Below are 16,677 nucleotides of genomic sequence, written 5' to 3'. Positions count from 1 at the left end.
GGGGCATGAAACGAAAAACCCCGCTCGGTTTGCGCCGGCGGGGTTTGGAATTCGTGTTGTTCCGGACCCTACGGCGCGTTGCCGACGACGACCACCACAGACACGACGACCACCGCGGCAGGCGCGGTTAGTAGTAGGGTCGAAGTCAGCGTGGTAGCGTTCATGAGGGACCTGTTGTCTCAAAAAAGGAATGAATTTATACAAACACAGCTTTTGTCATTTCACAATGGATTTATTTTCAACCAGGAGAAACTGCGCGGAAGATCACATTAATTTGCGGCGGGATAAAAACAAAAAACCCCGCCGCGGCGAGGTTTTCTGTTCGGTGTTTTTACGGTTGGTAGCCGCAAGCACACTGTATTACGTCAACGAAAAAAGTATACGCGATCGGGGAAGAAGGCGCAATTTTCACGATGGTTTTTGCTGATTTAGAGTATGGATCGCATATACAAATTTGTCCAAAAAATACTGTTCATATATACAGTATTCATTCTATACTGAGGGGGTACGCAGGGGGAATCTGGGGCCGCACTTTTACCGGCGCAAAAAAGTCCTGGCTGAAACGGGTGGTGCCGTCAGCGCCTTAACCCCAGAAGAGCACACTGTGTTACGTCAACAAATACCCCGAATTATTGAGTCCGCCACCGGCAGGTGGCGCCTGAATATGACGGGTATACCCTGGCTGGCAACAGGCGGCGGAAAGGTACGCCAGCCGGTTGTGCTCCTGAACCAGAGGAGACGCGTATGGGCGGAGTGGATATCGTTGTTCTGATCCTGAAACTCATGGTTGCCGTGTTGCAACTACTTGATGCAGTCCTGAAGCAGTTCCGCTGATTCAGGTTCAAGTCGCACCTGAGAGGGGCGGGAAACCGCCCCTCTACAGGCTAACCTGACGGAGAAAAATTATGGCATCGTTGTTGATCGCCGCTATCACCCCGGACGAACCCGGTTTTTCGGCGCTCCGCGCCGAAAGCCTGGCGCAAAACCTGAACATGCTGCGTCGCCTGGCGGAGAACTGGCAGAACGGGGAAAACCGTTTTAACGCGCCGGGAGAAAAGCTGCTGGGGGCTTTTGCGCACGGGCAGCTGGTCGGCGTGTGCGGGCTTAACATCGACCCTTTTAGCCAGCAGCCGCGGGCCGGTCGCATCCGCCATTTGTATATCGCCGATCGCCATCGTCGGCAGGGGATCGGGCATCAGCTGCTGGTCTCGGTTATCACCCACTCCGGCAGCAGCTTTGATTTTCTCAACACCCATGCGCCGTCAACGGCCTGGTCGTTTTATGAAAATCTGGGATTTCGCCCGATATATGATGAACCCCGGGTCACCCATCGTCTGTTCTGTTCGCTCTAGCCGCCACTGGCTGCTGAAGAGTGCGCATGTTACAGTCCGTTGACGATTTATTCCCCAGCGCCAGGCCGCAATGACCATTACCGTATTCTGTATTTTGCTGTTCGCCGCCCTGCTTCACGCCAGCTGGAACGCTATCGTTAAAGCCAGCGGCGATAAAATGTACGCAGCGGTAGGCGTTAGCGGCTCTGCCTCGCTCATCGCCCTGGTTCTGCTCCCTTTTGCCCCCCAACCCACGCTCGCCAGCGTGCCGTTTCTTGCCGTCTCCTGCGCGCTACAGGTGGTGTATACGGTGCTGGTGGCAAAAACCTATCAGGTCTCGGATATGAGCCAGACCTATCCGCTGATGCGCGGGACCGCCCCGCTACTGGTGGCGATAATCAGCGTCGCCTTTCTTGGCGACACTCTCTCCCCGCTGGCGTGGCTGGGCATCGGCGTCATCTGCCTGGCGATTCTGGCGATGGCCTTTAACGGGCGCGCCAGTTCGAGCCGGGGTATCGTACTGGCGCTGATCAACGCCTGCTTCATTGCGGGCTACACGCTGGTTGACGGAACCGGTGTGCGGCTTTCAGAAACCGCGCTGGGCTATACCCTGTGGACCTTTTTTATGAACGGCTTCTGTCTGCTGGGCTGGGCGATGATTGCCCGGCGCCCGCAGGCCAGCCGCTATCTGCGCCAGCACTGGAAGAAAGGCATGGTCGGCGGCGTCGGTACCATGGGCTCCTATGGCCTGGCGCTGTGGGCAATGACCCAGGCGCCGCTGGCGGTGGTGGCCGCCCTGCGCGAAACCTCGATTCTTTTTGGCGCAGTTATCGCGTTTATCCTGTTGAAAGAGAAGGTAGTTCCATTGCGCATCGCCGCCGCCTGCGGCATTGCCGCCGGGGCGATTCTGCTGCGGCTGTCTTAATCCACACATGGCAACATTAGTTGCCGACTTTCGTTTACAAAACCTGCCTGAACATCCCCGACAATCCCCCCTTACAGGGTTGTTCTGTCATTTTTATGTGGTAGATTCCTCCATCGTTTAGCGGGTGTGCCAGTCACATATTCTTCATCTTCAACTTTATACAAAGTATTCATCGACATGAAACGGCATAAGAACTTCAATTTGTTGTTGATGCTGGTGCTGCTGGTGGCCGTAGGCCAGATGGCGCAGACCATTTATATTCCGGCGATTGCCGATATGGCGATATCGCTCAACGTTCGCGAAGGCGCGGTGCAGAGCGTGATGGCCGCTTATCTGCTGACCTACGGCGTCTCGCAGCTTTTCTACGGCCCGCTCTCCGATCGCGTTGGCCGCCGCCCGGTGATCCTGGTGGGAATGTCCATTTTTATGCTGGCGACGCTGGTTGCCATTACCACCCATAGCCTGCCGGTGCTGATTGCCGCCAGCGCAATGCAGGGGATGGGTACCGGCGTCGGCGGCGTGATGGCGCGAACCCTGCCGCGCGATCTGTATGAAGGGGCGCAGCTCAGGCACGCCAATAGCCTGCTGAATATGGGGATTCTGGTTAGCCCGCTGCTGGCGCCGCTGATTGGCGGCATTCTCGATACCTTATGGAACTGGCGGGCCTGCTTCGTATTTCTGCTGGTACTTTGCGCCGGCGTCACCTTCAGCATGGCGCGCTGGATGCCGGAAACCCGGCCCACCGGCGCGCCGCGTACCCGGCTCATCACCAACTATAAAACGCTGTTCGGTACTGGCGCATTCAACTGCTATCTGCTGATGCTGATCGGCGGCCTGGCGGGCATTGCCGTGTTCGAAGCCTGTTCCGGCGTGCTGATGGGCGCGGTACTGGGTCTGAGCAGTATGTCGGTCAGCATTCTGTTTATTCTGCCGATCCCGGCGGCGTTCTTTGGCGCCTGGTTTGCCGGCCGGCCGAACAAACGCTTCCCGACGCTGATGTGGCAGTCGGTGATTTGCTGCCTGCTGGCGGGGGTGCTGATGTGGATCCCTGGCCTGCTGGGCGTGATGACCGTCTGGACCCTGCTGGTTCCCGCCGCGCTATTCTTTTTTGGCGCGGGGATGCTGTTCCCGCTGGCAACCAGCGGCGCGATGGAGCCCTTCCCGTTCCTCGCCGGCACCGCCGGGGCGCTGGTGGGCGGGCTGCAGAATATCGGTTCCGGCGTGCTGGCGTGGCTGTCGGCGATGATGCCGCAAACCGGTCAGGGCAGCCTCGGCCTGCTGATGATGCTGATGGGATTGCTGATTCTGCTGTGCTGGCTGCCGCTGGCGTCGCGCTTTCATCAACACCAGCAGCCGGTTTAAGGCTTCATTGCGGGTTCCCCGGGTCGCGACGCGGGGCGTCTTACCCGGGCTACAAAATGACGGACGCCGATGAACCCGTAGCCCGGCTAAGCGCAGCGCAAGCCGGGAAGCGGTGGCGAATTATCAGCCCCGGCATATTTCCCGGAGGCGGCGCCTGACGCGCCTGTCCGGGCTACCGGCCCGCAAACGGAGGTAAACCCGTAGCCCGGTCAGCGCAGCGCCACCGGGATGAAACTAAGCCGGTCATCATAATTGCGCCTGACTCTGCAGCCAGTGGATAAAGGCGTCAATTTTCGGCCACTGACGGCCCGGCAGGGTCGTCACGTAGTAGTGCTGATGGCACTTCAGGGTCATCTCGCCGAACGGTACGATCAGCTCGCCGCTCTCCAGGCGCTTTTGCACCAGCCGCTTACGCCCCATCGCCACGCCAACGTGATTCATCGCGGCAATCACCGCTAAATCCGAACGATCGAAGCCAATACCCGACGATTGCGGCAAATCTACGCAAAATGTCTGCGCCCAGCTGAACCACTCATCGGTGCCGGAATCGTTGCTCCACGCCTGACGATCGTGCAGCAGCGTACAGTGACGAAGATTGCCGGGGTTCTGCTGTAGCTGATGCTGGCGCGCGTAATCCGCCGTGCAGACCGGTACGATGGCCTCATCCATCAGAAAATGGTGGCTCAGCTGCGAGGAAGGCGCATCATCGAAGTAGATTGCCAGATCGATGCCCGCGCGCTGCATATTGACGTTATCGTTGCCGGTCAGCACGGTAAGCGAGATCGACGGATAGCGGCGGGTAAAATCACCGAGCGCGGGAACCAGCCAGCACTGGGCGATGGACGGGCGCGAATAGACCGTTAACGTCCCCGACAGCTCCTGGTTTTTAATATCCAGAATTTCCTGGTTCAGGCTATCCAGCGAGGACTTCAGCGCCCAGAACACCCGCTTACCTTCATGCGTCAGCTCTACTTTGCGGTGCGAGCGCACAAACAGCTGGATCCCCAGCTCTTCTTCCAGCTGATTGATACGGTGGCTCACCGCGCTGGGCGTCAGCGACAGCTCCTCCGCCGCCAGCGCAAACGACTCATGCCGGGCGGCGACTTCAAAGGTATACAGCTTCGATAGCTGCCAGCCGTTAAGCAGGCGAGTGCCTAACTCTTTTAGCGTCTCCATCTCTTACTCCTTCACTATTCCCCGCCGAGTGTAAGAAATTTTTCACGCCAGCTGCGCGTTAAAGATGAATAAAAGTGATGCATAGCACATATAACAGACAACTTTAGAGCAAAATCACCTTTTTGATTCAATCTGATTCACCTGAAGGGCCGTTTATATCGTTTGTCAGCGCGTGCCGTTTTTCTGTTCAATACCCATAGATTATTCACAGGCGAGGTGGGGTATGGAATCTCAGATCTGGGTTGTGAGCACGCTGCTGATCAGCATCGTGTTGATTGTATTAACTATCGTCAAACTGAAGTTTCACCCGTTTCTGGCGCTACTGCTGGCAAGCTTTTTCGTCGGCGCCATGATGGGCATGAGCCCGCTGGATATGGTTAACGCCATTGAGAGCGGGATTGGCGGCACGCTGGGCTTCCTTGCGGCGGTGATTGGGCTGGGGACGATTCTCGGCAAAATGATGGAGGTCTCCGGCGCAGCGGAACGTATCGGCCTGACGCTCCAGCGCTGCCGCTGGCTGTCCGCTGACGTCATAATGGTGCTGGTGGGCCTGATTTGCGGGATCACCCTGTTCGTTGAAGTGGGCGTGGTGCTGCTGATTCCGCTGGCGTTTTCCATTGCCAAAAAGACCAACACGTCGCTGCTGAAGCTGGCCATCCCGCTGTGTACGGCGCTGATGGCGGTGCACTGCGTGGTGCCGCCGCATCCGGCTGCGCTGTTCGTCGCCAACAAACTGGGCGCGGATATCGGAACGGTCATCGTTTACGGTCTGCTGGTGGGCCTGCTGGCCTCGCTGGTCGGCGGCCCGCTGTTCCTGCGGCTCCTCGGCAACCGCCTGCCGTTTAAAGCGGTGCCGGCTGAGTTTGCCAACCTCGAAGTGCGCAAAGAAGAGACTCTGCCGTCGCTGGGCGCCACGCTGTTTACGGTGCTGCTGCCGATCGGCCTGATGCTGGTAAAAACCATCGCCGAACTGAATATGACCAAAGGCGGCACGCTGTATATGCTGCTGGAGTTTATCGGCAACCCGATCACCGCCATGTTTATCGCGGTCTTTGTGGCCTACTACGTGCTGGGTATCCGCCAGAATATGGGCATGAGCACCCTGCTGACGCATACGGAAAACTGTTTCGGTTCTATCGCCAATATCCTGCTGATTATCGGCGCAGGCGGGGCCTTTAACGCCATTCTGAAAACCAGCGGCCTGGCCGATACGCTGGCGGTGATTCTGTCGAACCTCGATATGCACCCGATTCTGCTGGCCTGGCTGGTGGCGCTGATTCTGCATGCCGCCGTCGGTTCCGCCACCGTCGCCATGATGGGCGCAACCGCCATCGTCGCGCCGATGCTGCCGCTCTATCCCGGCGTGAGCCCTGAAATCATCGCTATCGCCATCGGCTCCGGCGCGATTGGCTGCACTATCGTGACGGATTCCCTGTTCTGGCTGGTTAAGCAGTACTGCGGGGCAAGCCTTAACGAAACGTTCAAATACTATACCACGGCGACCTTTATCGCTTCGCTGCTTGCACTGGCCGGTACATTCCTGCTTTCTTTCATCATCTGAGCGCAAAGAGACGTAATATGAAAAACGCTGACATGACCACTTTACTCGCCCAGTTTCCTCTACTGGAGGAGCTGATAGCCCTGAAAGAAACCACCTGGTTTAACCCGTCAACGACGTCGCTGGCGGAGGGGTTACCCTACGTTGGCCTGACGACAGAAGACGTTCAGGACGCCCACGCCCGCCTCGATCGTTTTGCGCCCTATCTGGCGGAAGCCTTTCCGGAAACCGCCGCCACCGGCGGTATTATCGAATCCGAGCTGGTGGCCATCCCGGCAATGAAGGCCCGGCTGGAAAAAACCTTTCGTCAGCCCATTGCTGGCGATCTGCTGCTGAAGAAAGACAGCCACCTGCCGATTTCCGGCTCGATTAAGGCCCGCGGCGGCATTTATGAAGTCCTGACCCACGCGGAAAAACTGGCGATCGACGCGGGACTGTTAAACACAGCCGACGACTACCGCAAACTGCTGACCCCCGAGTTCAGGACGTTCTTCAGCCAGTACAGCATCGCCGTTGGCTCCACCGGCAACCTGGGGATGTCGATTGGCATAATGAGCGCGCGCATCGGCTTCAAGGTGACGGTCCATATGTCCGCCGACGCCAGGGCGTGGAAAAAGGCCAAACTGCGCAGCCACGGCGTGACGGTGGTGGAGTATGAAGAGGATTACGGCGTGGCGGTTGAGCAGGGGCGTAAAGCCGCCGAGTCCGACCCGAACTGCTTCTTTATCGATGATGAGAACTCGCGCACCCTGTTCCTCGGCTACTCCGTGGCCGGCGAGCGGCTAAAAGCGCAGTTTGCCCGCGAAGGACGCGTGGTAGACGCCAGTCATCCGCTGTTTGTTTATCTGCCGTGCGGCGTTGGCGGCGGCCCCGGCGGCGTGGCGTTTGGCCTGAAGCTGGCGTTTGGCGATAACGTCCACTGCTTCTTCGCCGAACCGACCCACTCCCCTTGCATGCTGCTGGGGGTTTATACCGGCCTGCATGACCAGATTTCGGTTCAGGATCTGGGAATTGATAATCTGACCGCCGCGGATGGTCTGGCGGTAGGCCGCGCTTCCGGTTTCGTTGGCAGGGCAATGGAGCGCCTGCTGGATGGGTTCTACTCTCTCGATGACCAGACAATGTACGACATGCTGGGTTGGTTAGCCGAGGAAGAAGGTATTCGCCTGGAGCCGTCCGCGCTGGCCGGCATGGCCGGGCCGCAGCGGGTCTGCGCCAGCCAGGCGTATCAGCAGATGCACGGTTTCACCGCCGGGCAGATGCGCAATGCGACCCACCTTGTGTGGGCAACCGGCGGCGGCATGGTGCCGGAAGAGGAGATGGCGCAGTATCTGGCAAAAGGACGGTAAACCTCCCGTCAGGTCAACGCGATGGCGACGAAGCCTCTTTCGTCGCCATTTTTTAGCGCAGCAGATGCATAAGCTCAACCGGCGAACGGTGCTGATTGAGTAGATCGCGCAGAACGCGCATATAGGGGGCGCTCCAGCTATAAAACTGCCGGTAACCCTCGCATAGCGCATTGGAGCCATCCTCCAGACGCAGCTGCGGGCAGCCCCCACCGCATAATCTTAGCCAGGCGCAGCCCGCGCAGGCTGGCCCCGGCGGATTGTTGGCATACTGCACCGACTCGCCGCGCCAGGCGCGCAGCGTGGCCTCAAACAGCGGCACGACGATGCGGTTAGCATCTTCTTTAACCCAAATCGCAAACACCGCGCAGAGGAAATCCCCCCACAGCCGGGCGTCGGAAGGTTGCAGATGGGGAATAAACTTGATGGCCACGGCTCCCTGAGCGCTCAGCTGATGGTAGACACGCTCGGGGCGTTGGCACGCCTGACGATCGATAATGACTTCCTGTACCGGAAGATCGCTCGCCAGCGATTTGCAGTTACCGCAGTGCCGATCGTCACCGTAATCGGCCTGACATCCTGTCATGTCATATCCTTAATAAACAAAATCACCTGTCGTATATGGGTTACAGCAAACAACAATGACAGGGAAAGTACTGCGAATGCGATCAAAAATTTGTCACGAACCGCCTGCGGCTGAGCAAAATCGCTTTGCTCAACGTTCATCAGATTGCGGCTGCGGGTATAGCGCCAGAGGATGAGGGCGGCGAACGGCAATATGCACAGCGAAATCCAGAATGCGATCCCCGCCTGATGCCAGTGGTGCTTAATCGCCAGCGCCAGCAGCGCGCCATAGCCTAAAAGGGTGCGAAACCAGGCCAGCGACGTACGCTCCGGCTGCAGGCCCGGATCGCTCTCGCGACGCGCCCGGCGATTATCCGGCATAGAGCACCAGCGCCATCACCACCACGATGACGAGGGTCAGCAGAATACTGATCAGCAGCAGCGTGCGGGTGTAGGGAAGATCCTGTTTCAGCCGCATCGCCTTTTCGTTGCTCAGCCAGCGTATATAGCCGTAAATCGCCAGACCGCCGGCAAACAGGCACAGCAGCAGCGCCAGAATTTCGCGAATCAGCGGCGTAGCGAAATCCGGCGCCAGCTGGTCCAGGCCGACGCCACCGGCTAAAAAGCCAAGCGAAGTGCGGATCCACGCCAGAAAGGTGCGTTCATTCGCCAGCGAGAAGCGGTAATCCGGCGCTTCACCAAGGCGGGATATTTTCATCATGACTCCTTGATGGATTCCCGGTTGCGTAAAATACCGCCGATTCTACCTGACTGCCAAAGCGGAGGGCATTAATAATCGCCCCGTTTCAGAGGAAGCTCAGGCCTGATAACCGTATAAAGTCGGGCTATCAGGCCGATAAATGAATAACCGGCACCCCATGGATGCCGGTCAGCAGGATTAATGCAGTTCCGGCCAGTACGCTTTATTGGCCGCAATCAGGTCATCAAGAATCGCTTTCGCAACGGATGCGCTCGGCACGGTTTTCGACAGCGCAATGGCCTGCCACAGCTTGTGATAAGAGCGCTGTTCCCAGGCATCCACCACCAGTTTTTCCACCGCAACCTGCTGGCTCATCATCCCTTTCTGGAAGTGGGGAATATCGCCTACCGTCAACGGCTCCGGTCCGTTGTGGCCAACCAGGCACGGAATTTCCACCATCGCATCGGCGTCAAAGTTATGAATCGCCCCGTTGTTTGGCACAATCAGCAGCATGCGTTCCTGAGTATTAAAGGCAATCGCCGCCGCCAGATCGACGATGTAGGACGCGTGTTCGTCAATTTCCAGATCGCCTGCGGAGGAGTGGCCCGCGGCAATAATGGCCCGGCAGGCGCTAAAGACGTTTTTCTCACGGTGGTCCATCACCTCGTTGGCGCGGGTGCGTTCCGGATTGGAGTGCGCCACGACGTAGTCCGGGAACAGATAATACTTAAGGTAAGTATTCGGCATCGTATCCGGATCCAGCGCCTGCACGTCCTTCGCCTTGGCGAAGGTGTCGTTCCAGCTCGCCTCGGTATGGGGATCGTTTGATGGCGGAACATAGCCGAATTTCGCCACATGTTCGCGCAGTTTCGGCATCAGATCGTTACCCTGCAGATCTTCAATCGAGGTCCACCAGCCGAAGTGGTTCAGCCCATAATAGCGCACGCGCATCTGCTTGCGGTCCTTGAGGCCGACGATTTGCGCCATCCGCCCTTCGATACCGATCGGCATATCGCAAATGTTGAGAATTCTGGCGTTCGGACGCAGGCGACGGGTCGCTTCCGCCACAATGGCCGCCGGGTTGGAGTAGTTCAGCATCCAGGCGTTCGGCGAATATTTTTCCATATAGTCCACCAGCTCCAGGACGCCGCCGATGGAGCGCATACCGTAGGCGATACCGCCAGGGCCGCAGGTTTCCTGCCCCAGCACGCCGTGGCGCAGCGGAATTTTTTCATCTTTTTCACGCATCGGGTATTTGCCCACGCGGATATGCGCCATCACGAAATCAACGTCGGTAAAGGCCGCCTGCGGGTCGGTGGTATAGCTGAATTCAATCTCCGGCGCCTGCTCTTTGAGGATCACTTTGCACGCCTCGGCGATGGTCTCCTGACGCGCGCCGTCGTTGTCGTAAAATTTCAGCGACCGCAGCGGGAAGCGATCCTGGTTCGCTAACAGCATCAGCACGATGCCCGGGGTGAAGGTACTGCCGCCGCCTGCGATAACAACTGAGAATTTTTTCATGATACTGCCTCCGTCATGGTGGTTTGTTCGGTCTGTAGAGAATCTTTGATGAGGGTTTCCAGCTGGTCGCGGACCTGAGGAACGTGGAGGCCGACGATGACCTGAATTCCGTTGCCGCGGCGGACTACGCCGTGGGCGCCCAGCGCTTTAAAGACGTCGTCGCTTTGCGTCTTCGCCATATCGACCAGCGCGATGCGCAGTCGGGTGGCGCAGTTATTGATGCTTTCGATATTGCCCGCTCCGCCCAGCGCCTGCAGGAAGCCGGCGGCCTGGCCCAGTTTGGTATCCGCAGCCCCCGCGGCGCTGGTTTTGCCGCGCGCGGCCTGATAATCCGCTTTGCTATAGAGCTTAATTTCACTCTCTTCGCGGCCCGGCGTTTTCAGGTTCAGGCGCAGAATCAACGTGCGGAAGATGACGAAGTAGAGCGCGGTGAAGCACACGCCAACGCCTATCTGGATAAACATCATTGAGGCATGGTTGTGGAACATGGGGATCCAGTTTTGCGGCAGAAACTGGTCGAGCAGGCCGCCGCCAAAGTTGCCTACCACGCCGCAGATATACATCACCGTCGCCATAGTGGCCGCCAGCACCGCATGGACGGCAAACAGCAGCGGCGAGATAAACAGGAAGGTAAACTCTAACGGCTCGGTTATTCCCACCAGTACGGCGGTCAAGGTGGCGGGAATCAGCAGACCGGCGACTTTCACGCGATTTTCCGGCGCGGCGGTGTAGTAGAGCGCCAGCGCGATACCCACGGAACCAAAGACCTTCGAGTTACCGTGCAGCGCGAATCCGCCTTCCGGGAAGAGAGTTTTCAGCGCCTCGGTACTCTGGCTGAACTCATGTAAATGCTGCGCCCAGTAAACCTGAATACCGCTTTCCACTACCGCCGGGCCGAAAATAAACGGTCCGTAGACAAAGTGATGTAAACCGGTCGGGATCAGAATGCGCTCGAGGAAAATATAGACCCAGACCCCCAGCGCCCCGGCCGAGCGTAAGAAGGCCTGCAGCGATTCAATGCCCATCTGCACTTTTGGCCAGCCCAGCAAGGTCAGCCAGGCGCAGGGGATCATCGCCAGGAAGGCGACAATCACCACAAACGAGGAGCCCTGGAAAATCCCCAGAAACACCGGCAGCGGTTTATCGAAGTAGCGGTTATGCAGGGCGGTCACCAGCCCGGAGATAACGATCGCGCCGATAATGCTGGTATCGAGCGTTTTAATCCCGGCCATCATCGTCAGGCCGCTGCCTGCCGTTGGTTCAACGGAAAAATCGACGCCGAAGAAGTGGCCCCAGGTCATCCCCATGGCGTTGATGAAGTAGTTCCAGGTGAGGAAGCTGACCAGTACCGCCAGGCAGGCCCGGCCCTGGGCCTGTCTCGCCAGGCCGATCGGCAGACCGACGGCGAAAATCAGCGGCATATTACGAAAGACGGTCCAGCCGCCCTCTTCAACAATGTGAACGATCTGAGCAAATAAACTATCGGGTGCTGTGAGCGCTTCCCCGACGAACATCGGGTTGCGCAGCATAATGGCGATACCCACCACGATCCCGGCGAAAGGAAAGAGTAAAACCGGGGTAAACATGGCGCCGCCAAAGCGTTGTATTTGACTGAGCATTTGAAAATCCTCATATAACAACTCATAGGGTGAGTGGCCTTATCCATACCCGACATGCTTCACGTACCGCGGTGAATGATTCAGGGTAATTATTTGTACTGGCCTGAAACGAGAATAGAAATTTGCCCGGTCGACAACATGCGGCGCCGTTACGATTCGTGATCGCTTTCATGGTTTTAATTGCGCCAATGTTGTCTACTTTTTAAGTAAAAATTAGACATTCTGAATTGCGCTGATTACGCCTCTGTAACGAAGCGTATTTATCCATATGTATTAACTCTATTTTTAAAGCTAATAATCCGTGCATCATCGTTTTCAACTGAGTGAATAGAGGTCTACTGGTGATCTACAAATCCATCGCCGACAGATTACGTTTGCGTCTCAACTCCTCCGATTTCGAAGTCGGCAGCCCGCTTCCCGGGGAAAAAAAGCTGGCGGAAGAGTTCGGCGTCGCGCGCATGACTATCCGCAAAGCCATCGATCTGCTGGTCACCTGGGGACTGGTGGTGCGTCGGCACGGCTCCGGCACCTACGTCGCCCGCAAAGACCTGCATCATGAAACCAGCAATCTGACCGGGCTGGCCGAGGTGCTGCGCAAGCAGGGTAAAGAGGTGGTCAGCCGGGTATTGGTTTTCGAGGTGATGCCCGCCCCACCGGCTATCGCCAGCCTGCTGCGGATACAAATTGATGAACGGATCTACTTCTCGCGCCGGGTGCGCTATGTCGATGGCAAGCCGCTAATGCTGGAGGACAGCTATATGCCGGTGAAGCTGTTTCGCAATCTGTCGCTGGTGCATCTGGAAGGGTCGAAGTTCGATTACATCGAGAAGGAGTGTGGCATAACCATTAGCGGCAACTATGAAACGCTGTCGCCGGTGCTGGCGGACAGGCAGCTGGCGCAGTCGATGAACGTGCCGGAGCAGACGCCGCTGCTGCGTATAACCTCCCTTTCCTACAGCGACAGCGGCGAGTTTCTTAACTATTCGGTGATGTTCCGTAACGCCAGCGAGTATCAGGTGGACTACCACCTGCGGCGCGTCCAGACGGAGAATCCGTTAACCTATCCCCCAGAACAGCACCGCCAGTAGCTGCGGCGTAATAATACGTAAGAACATGACCAGCGGATAAACGGTCGCGTAAGAGAGCGCCGCCGCGCCGCTGGTGGCATGCAGGTTGTTGGCAAAGGCCAGCGCGGGCGGGTCGGTCATTGAACCGGCCAGCATCCCGCACAGGGTCAGGTAGTTCATCTTCGCCAGCATCCGCGCCAGAATACCGACAGCCAGCAGTGGGATAGCGGTGATAAAGATGCCGTAGACAATCCAGCTCATGCCATCACCGTCAATCAGCGTCGCCACAAAATCGCCGCCGGATTTCAGGCCAACCACCGCGAGAAACAGCACAATGCCCAGCTCGCGCAGCGCAAGGTTAGCGCTGGGCGGCATAAACCAGTAGAGCTTACCGATGCTGCCGATACGCCCGAGGATCAGCGCCATAATCAGCGGCCCCCCTGCCAGGCCCAGCTTCAGCGCCGCCGGGAACCCCGGAATAAACAGCGGAATGGAGCCCAGCAGCACGCCCAGGCCAATACCGATAAATACCGGCAGCATCTGCACCTGCTGCAGTTTTTGCTGGGCGTTGCCCAGCTCGGCGGCCACCGCGTCAATCGCCTCCGGACGGCCGACGAGGTTAAGAATATCGCCGAACTGCAGGCTGGCATGGCTGCTGGCGACCAGCTCAACCCCGGCGCGATTGAGTCGCGAGATCACCACGTCATAGCGCTGTTTAAAGTGCAGATCGCGTATGCGTTTACCCAATACTTTTTCGTTAGTGACCACCACGCGCTCGACTTTCAGATCGGTACCGCGCGTGGAGAGCGAAGTGGAAACCTCCTTACCAATCACCAGCTGGGCATTGTGTAAATCCTCCGGTCGCCCGACCAGGTGCAGCAGGTCCCCAAGCTGAATCAGGGTATTCGGCGCGGGCACCATTAGCATCTCCTCGCGCTTGAGGCGCGAGCAGATCAGCTTGTCGCTGTTAAGCATCGGCACATCCTGAATCGCCATATTGTTCAGGTTGGGGTTTTCGACCCGCACGTTGATGGTCTGAAGATGCGCGTGGCCGTTGCCGCTGATCTCGTCAAACTGCTGCGCTTCTTTCTCGACGTTGATGCGGAAAAACAGTCGCACCAGCCACATGGTCAGCAAAATGCCGCAGATGCCAAACGGATAGGCCATGGCGTAGCTCATCCCCATCTGATCGACGGTATCAAGCGGCACGCCAAGGTCGCGCAGGATCTGCTGCCCGGCCCCCAGCGCAGGCGTGTTGGTTACCGCGCCGGAGAAGATGCCGAGCACCACGGGAAGAGGGATATCGAACAGTTTATGCAGGACAGCGGTGACCAGGCCGCCGAGAATGACGATCAGAATAGCGAAGAGGTTCAGCCGCAGGCCGGAGACGCGCAGCGAGGCGAAGAAGCCCGGCCCCACCTGGATACCGATGGTATACACGAAGAGAATCAGGCCAAATTCCTGAATAAAGTGCAGCATTGGGCTGCTGAGCGTAATGCCCGCCTGGTCCACAAAGTGGCCGACGATAATACCGCCAAACAGCACGCCTCCAATACCGAAGCCGACGCCGCGCACTTTTACATTGCCGATCCACAATCCGACGACCGCCACCAGCGCCAATACGCTAACGGTCAATGCTATATCACTCATCGTCTCTTCCCTGTGTATAACATTACTCACAATGAGGATTATGACCGGTACTCACCAGGCTGTATGCCGCCTGGCGCACAATAATCACGGGATCAGCCAACGACCATTTTGTTGAACACAGCAAGAAAGGACAAAGTAATGCGTATCACGCACAAAAAAGCCCCGAACATCGGGGCTTTATAGGTGGTTAGCTTAATTAGCTATCTAACGCGGGGCGCTCGCTGATGGCGATGCGCTGCGGTGCGATCTGTTCCGGCTCGTTGCGGGTCAAATCGATATGCAGCAGGCCGTTGGTAAAGGTTGCCCCGGAGACTTCCATATTTTCGGCGAGCGTGAAGCTCAGGCTAAACGCCTGGTTAACCAGCCCCTGATGCAGCCATTTGGTCTCTTTTTCCGGCTGCTGCGGCGCGCCTTTTACCGTCAGGCGCGTGCCTTCAAGCTGGATATCCAAATCTTCCTGACGGAAACCGGCCAGCGCAAGGGTAATGCGATAGTGGTTGTCGTCGCTTTTTTCGATGTTATAGGGCGGGAAGCTCTGGCTTTCACCGGCGGTTTGTAGCGCGTTGGCCAGTTTGTCAAAACCGATCCATTGACGCAGCAGCGGGGATAAATCGTAGTTACGCATAGTCTTTCTCCTTCTAAGAAGCGAGTGGATATCTGCAAATCCTGTGGATTCGCCTTTGCCCCCTGACGGCGGGCAGTTTTTTGAATGAATACCGGGCCGCCTTCGCGGCCCAACAAATTAGTTGATCTCGATACGGCGCGGCTTATTCGCTTCAGGAATAACTCGCTCAAGGTCGATATACAGCAGACCGTTTACCAGGTTGGCGCCGCGAATATGAATATTTTCCGCAAGCTGGAATTTACGCTCAAAATTGCGTTCAGCGATGCCCTGATACAGGTAAGTGCGCTCTTTCTGCTCGGCGGCATGGGCGCCTTTTACGATAAGCAGATTATCCTGCGCGGTAATTTCCAGTTCGCTCTCGGCAAAACCGGCAACGGCAATCGCGATGCGGTAGTTGTTCTCGTCTACTAACTCAACGTTGTACGGAGGATAGCCGCCATTACTCTGGCTTTGATTATTTTCTAACAGATTGAAAAGGCGGTCGAAACCAATAGCAGAACGATACAGCGGGGAGAGATCGAAATTACGCATAATACATAGCTCCTGAAATCAGCGAGAATTATCTGACCTTCCATCATGGACAGGCCGTTATTACCCGGAATACCCATTCGGCGTATTCTCCGGGAGACACATTCCTAAAATGGGTATATCCATGGCCTTTTCAAGGGGAAATGGGCAATTTTTTTTGCAGTTTGCGGTCTATTGCTTAGACTGGAGGGACAGCACAAAAGGCAAAGTGCGACGCCTGCCACAGTGCGGCGCAATGGCACTATGCATCCATGGAATGGCCCGATATAACCGATATGTACGCCATTCTTCAGGCCGCGGCTCTGTTGGCTGCGCCCTGCATGATTTTGTACATAGAAGGTTCTATCAACGCCCGTAACGATGACGGAAAAATGATGAAAAACGGTCTGTTAAAGCTGGTCCTGTTTAGCGGGATGATAAGTTTAGGCGGTTGCTCCAGCGTGATGTCACATACCGGCGGTAAGGAAGGAACCTATCCGGGAACGCGCGCCAGCGCGCAAATGCTGGGAGATAGCGATGCCAACTGGGGTACGAAATCCCTGGTGGCGCTGGATATGCCGCTCACGGCCGTTATGGACACGCTGCTGCTACCGTGGGATATGTTCCGCACCGATAGCTCGGTTAAATCGCGCGTGGAAAAGAGCGAGAAAGAGACGCTGGCGACCAACGCAGTGATCCCGCCAGCGCCAATGCCGAACCCCTGAT

Annotated in this window: 18 protein-coding genes and 1 other annotated feature; of the genes, 8 read left to right on the top strand and 10 right to left on the bottom strand. The window is 57.2% G+C overall.

What is annotated here, in order from left to right:
• Nucleotides 1-68: 68 nt before the first annotated feature.
• Nucleotides 69-164 carry an ilvB operon leader peptide IvbL gene (gene ivbL / locus JLG71_RS00155; protein ID WP_004107123.1) on the bottom strand — a complete coding sequence of 32 codons (96 nt, stop codon included), beginning with the start codon at nt 162-164 and terminating at the stop codon, nt 69-71.
• Between the two features lie 580 nt (nt 165-744).
• On the opposite strand from ivbL, the gene tisB reads away from it, so the two are divergent.
• The 4 genes from tisB (at nt 745) to emrD (ending at nt 3,618) form a co-directional block, all read left to right on the top strand.
• Nucleotides 745-834 carry a type I toxin-antitoxin system toxin TisB gene (tisB, locus tag JLG71_RS00150; RefSeq protein WP_004107126.1) on the top strand — a complete coding sequence of 30 codons (90 nt, stop codon included), beginning with the start codon at nt 745-747 and terminating at the stop codon, nt 832-834.
• 71 nt (nt 835-905) lie between these two features.
• Complete coding sequence (locus tag JLG71_RS00145; RefSeq protein WP_064406029.1) at nt 906-1,352, top strand: GNAT family N-acetyltransferase; 447 nt, start codon at nt 906-908, stop codon at nt 1,350-1,352.
• 70 nt (nt 1,353-1,422) lie between these two features.
• A complete protein-coding gene (locus JLG71_RS00140) occupies nt 1,423-2,256 on the top strand; it encodes a DMT family transporter (protein ID WP_047722793.1) in 834 nt (277 codons plus the stop codon).
• A 177-nt stretch (nt 2,257-2,433) separates the two neighbouring features.
• Nucleotides 2,434-3,618: a multidrug efflux MFS transporter EmrD gene (gene emrD / locus JLG71_RS00135; protein WP_004855651.1), complete on the top strand. Its 1,185-nt coding sequence runs from the start codon at nt 2,434-2,436 to the stop codon at nt 3,616-3,618.
• A 246-nt stretch (nt 3,619-3,864) separates the two neighbouring features.
• Here emrD and dsdC read toward each other — a convergent pair whose 3' ends face one another.
• Nucleotides 3,865-4,794, bottom strand: a complete 930-nt coding sequence (dsdC, locus tag JLG71_RS00130) for a DNA-binding transcriptional regulator DsdC (RefSeq protein WP_025107568.1) — start codon at nt 4,792-4,794, stop codon at nt 3,865-3,867.
• Between the two features lie 223 nt (nt 4,795-5,017).
• Here dsdC and dsdX point away from each other — a divergent pair, with 223 nt between their 5' ends.
• Nucleotides 5,018-6,355: a D-serine transporter DsdX gene (gene dsdX, locus JLG71_RS00125; RefSeq protein ID WP_004116631.1), complete on the top strand. Its 1,338-nt coding sequence runs from the start codon at nt 5,018-5,020 to the stop codon at nt 6,353-6,355.
• A 17-nt stretch (nt 6,356-6,372) separates the two neighbouring features.
• Complete coding sequence (gene dsdA / locus JLG71_RS00120) at nt 6,373-7,701, top strand: D-serine ammonia-lyase (RefSeq protein WP_014227321.1); 1,329 nt, start codon at nt 6,373-6,375, stop codon at nt 7,699-7,701.
• Nucleotides 7,702-7,753: 52 nt separating this feature from the next.
• Here dsdA and JLG71_RS00115 read toward each other — a convergent pair whose 3' ends face one another.
• The 5 genes from JLG71_RS00115 to JLG71_RS00095 all read right to left on the bottom strand — a co-directional run bounded on the left by JLG71_RS00115 (nt 7,754) and on the right by JLG71_RS00095 (nt 12,102).
• On the bottom strand, nt 7,754-8,284 hold the full coding sequence (locus JLG71_RS00115; RefSeq protein WP_004855659.1) for a radical SAM protein: 531 nt from the start codon (nt 8,282-8,284) through the stop codon (nt 7,754-7,756).
• Nucleotides 8,281-8,643 carry a DUF202 domain-containing protein gene (locus tag JLG71_RS00110; protein WP_014227322.1) on the bottom strand — a complete coding sequence of 121 codons (363 nt, stop codon included), beginning with the start codon at nt 8,641-8,643 and terminating at the stop codon, nt 8,281-8,283. The genes JLG71_RS00115 and JLG71_RS00110 overlap by 4 nt, the downstream gene beginning before the upstream one ends.
• Nucleotides 8,633-8,980 carry a YidH family protein gene (locus JLG71_RS00105; protein ID WP_004855665.1) on the bottom strand — a complete coding sequence of 116 codons (348 nt, stop codon included), beginning with the start codon at nt 8,978-8,980 and terminating at the stop codon, nt 8,633-8,635. The genes JLG71_RS00110 and JLG71_RS00105 overlap by 11 nt, the downstream gene beginning before the upstream one ends.
• A 180-nt stretch (nt 8,981-9,160) precedes the next feature.
• Nucleotides 9,161-10,483, bottom strand: coding sequence for a 6-phospho-alpha-glucosidase (locus JLG71_RS00100; protein ID WP_004855669.1), 1,323 nt, complete (start codon nt 10,481-10,483; stop codon nt 9,161-9,163).
• Nucleotides 10,480-12,102: an alpha-glucoside-specific PTS transporter subunit IIBC gene (locus tag JLG71_RS00095; RefSeq protein WP_048262957.1), complete on the bottom strand. Its 1,623-nt coding sequence runs from the start codon at nt 12,100-12,102 to the stop codon at nt 10,480-10,482. Before JLG71_RS00095 ends, JLG71_RS00100 begins: the two co-directional genes overlap by 4 nt.
• Before the next feature lie 341 nt (nt 12,103-12,443).
• Between JLG71_RS00095 and JLG71_RS00090 the strand changes: the two genes are divergently transcribed.
• On the top strand, nt 12,444-13,190 hold the full coding sequence (locus tag JLG71_RS00090) for a GntR family transcriptional regulator (RefSeq protein ID WP_048262959.1): 747 nt from the start codon (nt 12,444-12,446) through the stop codon (nt 13,188-13,190).
• On the opposite strand, the gene JLG71_RS00085 is transcribed toward JLG71_RS00090, so the two are convergent.
• The 3 genes from JLG71_RS00085 to ibpA all read right to left on the bottom strand — a co-directional run bounded on the left by JLG71_RS00085 (nt 13,158) and on the right by ibpA (nt 15,975).
• A complete protein-coding gene (locus JLG71_RS00085; RefSeq protein WP_004855675.1) occupies nt 13,158-14,819 on the bottom strand; it encodes a putative transporter in 1,662 nt (553 codons plus the stop codon). The genes JLG71_RS00090 and JLG71_RS00085 overlap by 33 nt on opposite strands.
• 196 nt (nt 14,820-15,015) lie before the next feature.
• On the bottom strand, nt 15,016-15,444 hold the full coding sequence (gene ibpB / locus JLG71_RS00080) for a small heat shock chaperone IbpB (protein ID WP_014227324.1): 429 nt from the start codon (nt 15,442-15,444) through the stop codon (nt 15,016-15,018).
• A gap of 117 nt (nt 15,445-15,561) precedes the next feature.
• Nucleotides 15,562-15,975, bottom strand: coding sequence for a small heat shock chaperone IbpA (ibpA, locus tag JLG71_RS00075; RefSeq protein WP_004126917.1), 414 nt, complete (start codon nt 15,973-15,975; stop codon nt 15,562-15,564).
• Nucleotides 15,969-16,043: a sequence feature (ROSE (Repression Of Heat Shock gene Expression) occurs in the 5'-region of heat shock genes and acts as an RNA thermometer to modulate expression.), on the bottom strand. (Overlaps the previous gene by 7 nt.)
• Nucleotides 16,044-16,343: 300 nt before the next feature.
• Here ibpA and JLG71_RS00070 point away from each other — a divergent pair.
• On the top strand, nt 16,344-16,676 hold the full coding sequence (locus tag JLG71_RS00070) for a YceK/YidQ family lipoprotein (RefSeq protein ID WP_025107564.1): 333 nt from the start codon (nt 16,344-16,346) through the stop codon (nt 16,674-16,676).
• Nucleotide 16,677 lies beyond the last annotated feature (1 nt).

Source organism: Klebsiella michiganensis, from assembly GCF_015139575.1.
Taxonomy (GTDB): Bacteria; Pseudomonadota; Gammaproteobacteria; order Enterobacterales; family Enterobacteriaceae; genus Klebsiella; species Klebsiella michiganensis.
The sequence above is the reverse complement of the archived record's forward strand: the minus strand, read 5'-3'. Positions and strand labels throughout refer to the sequence as shown.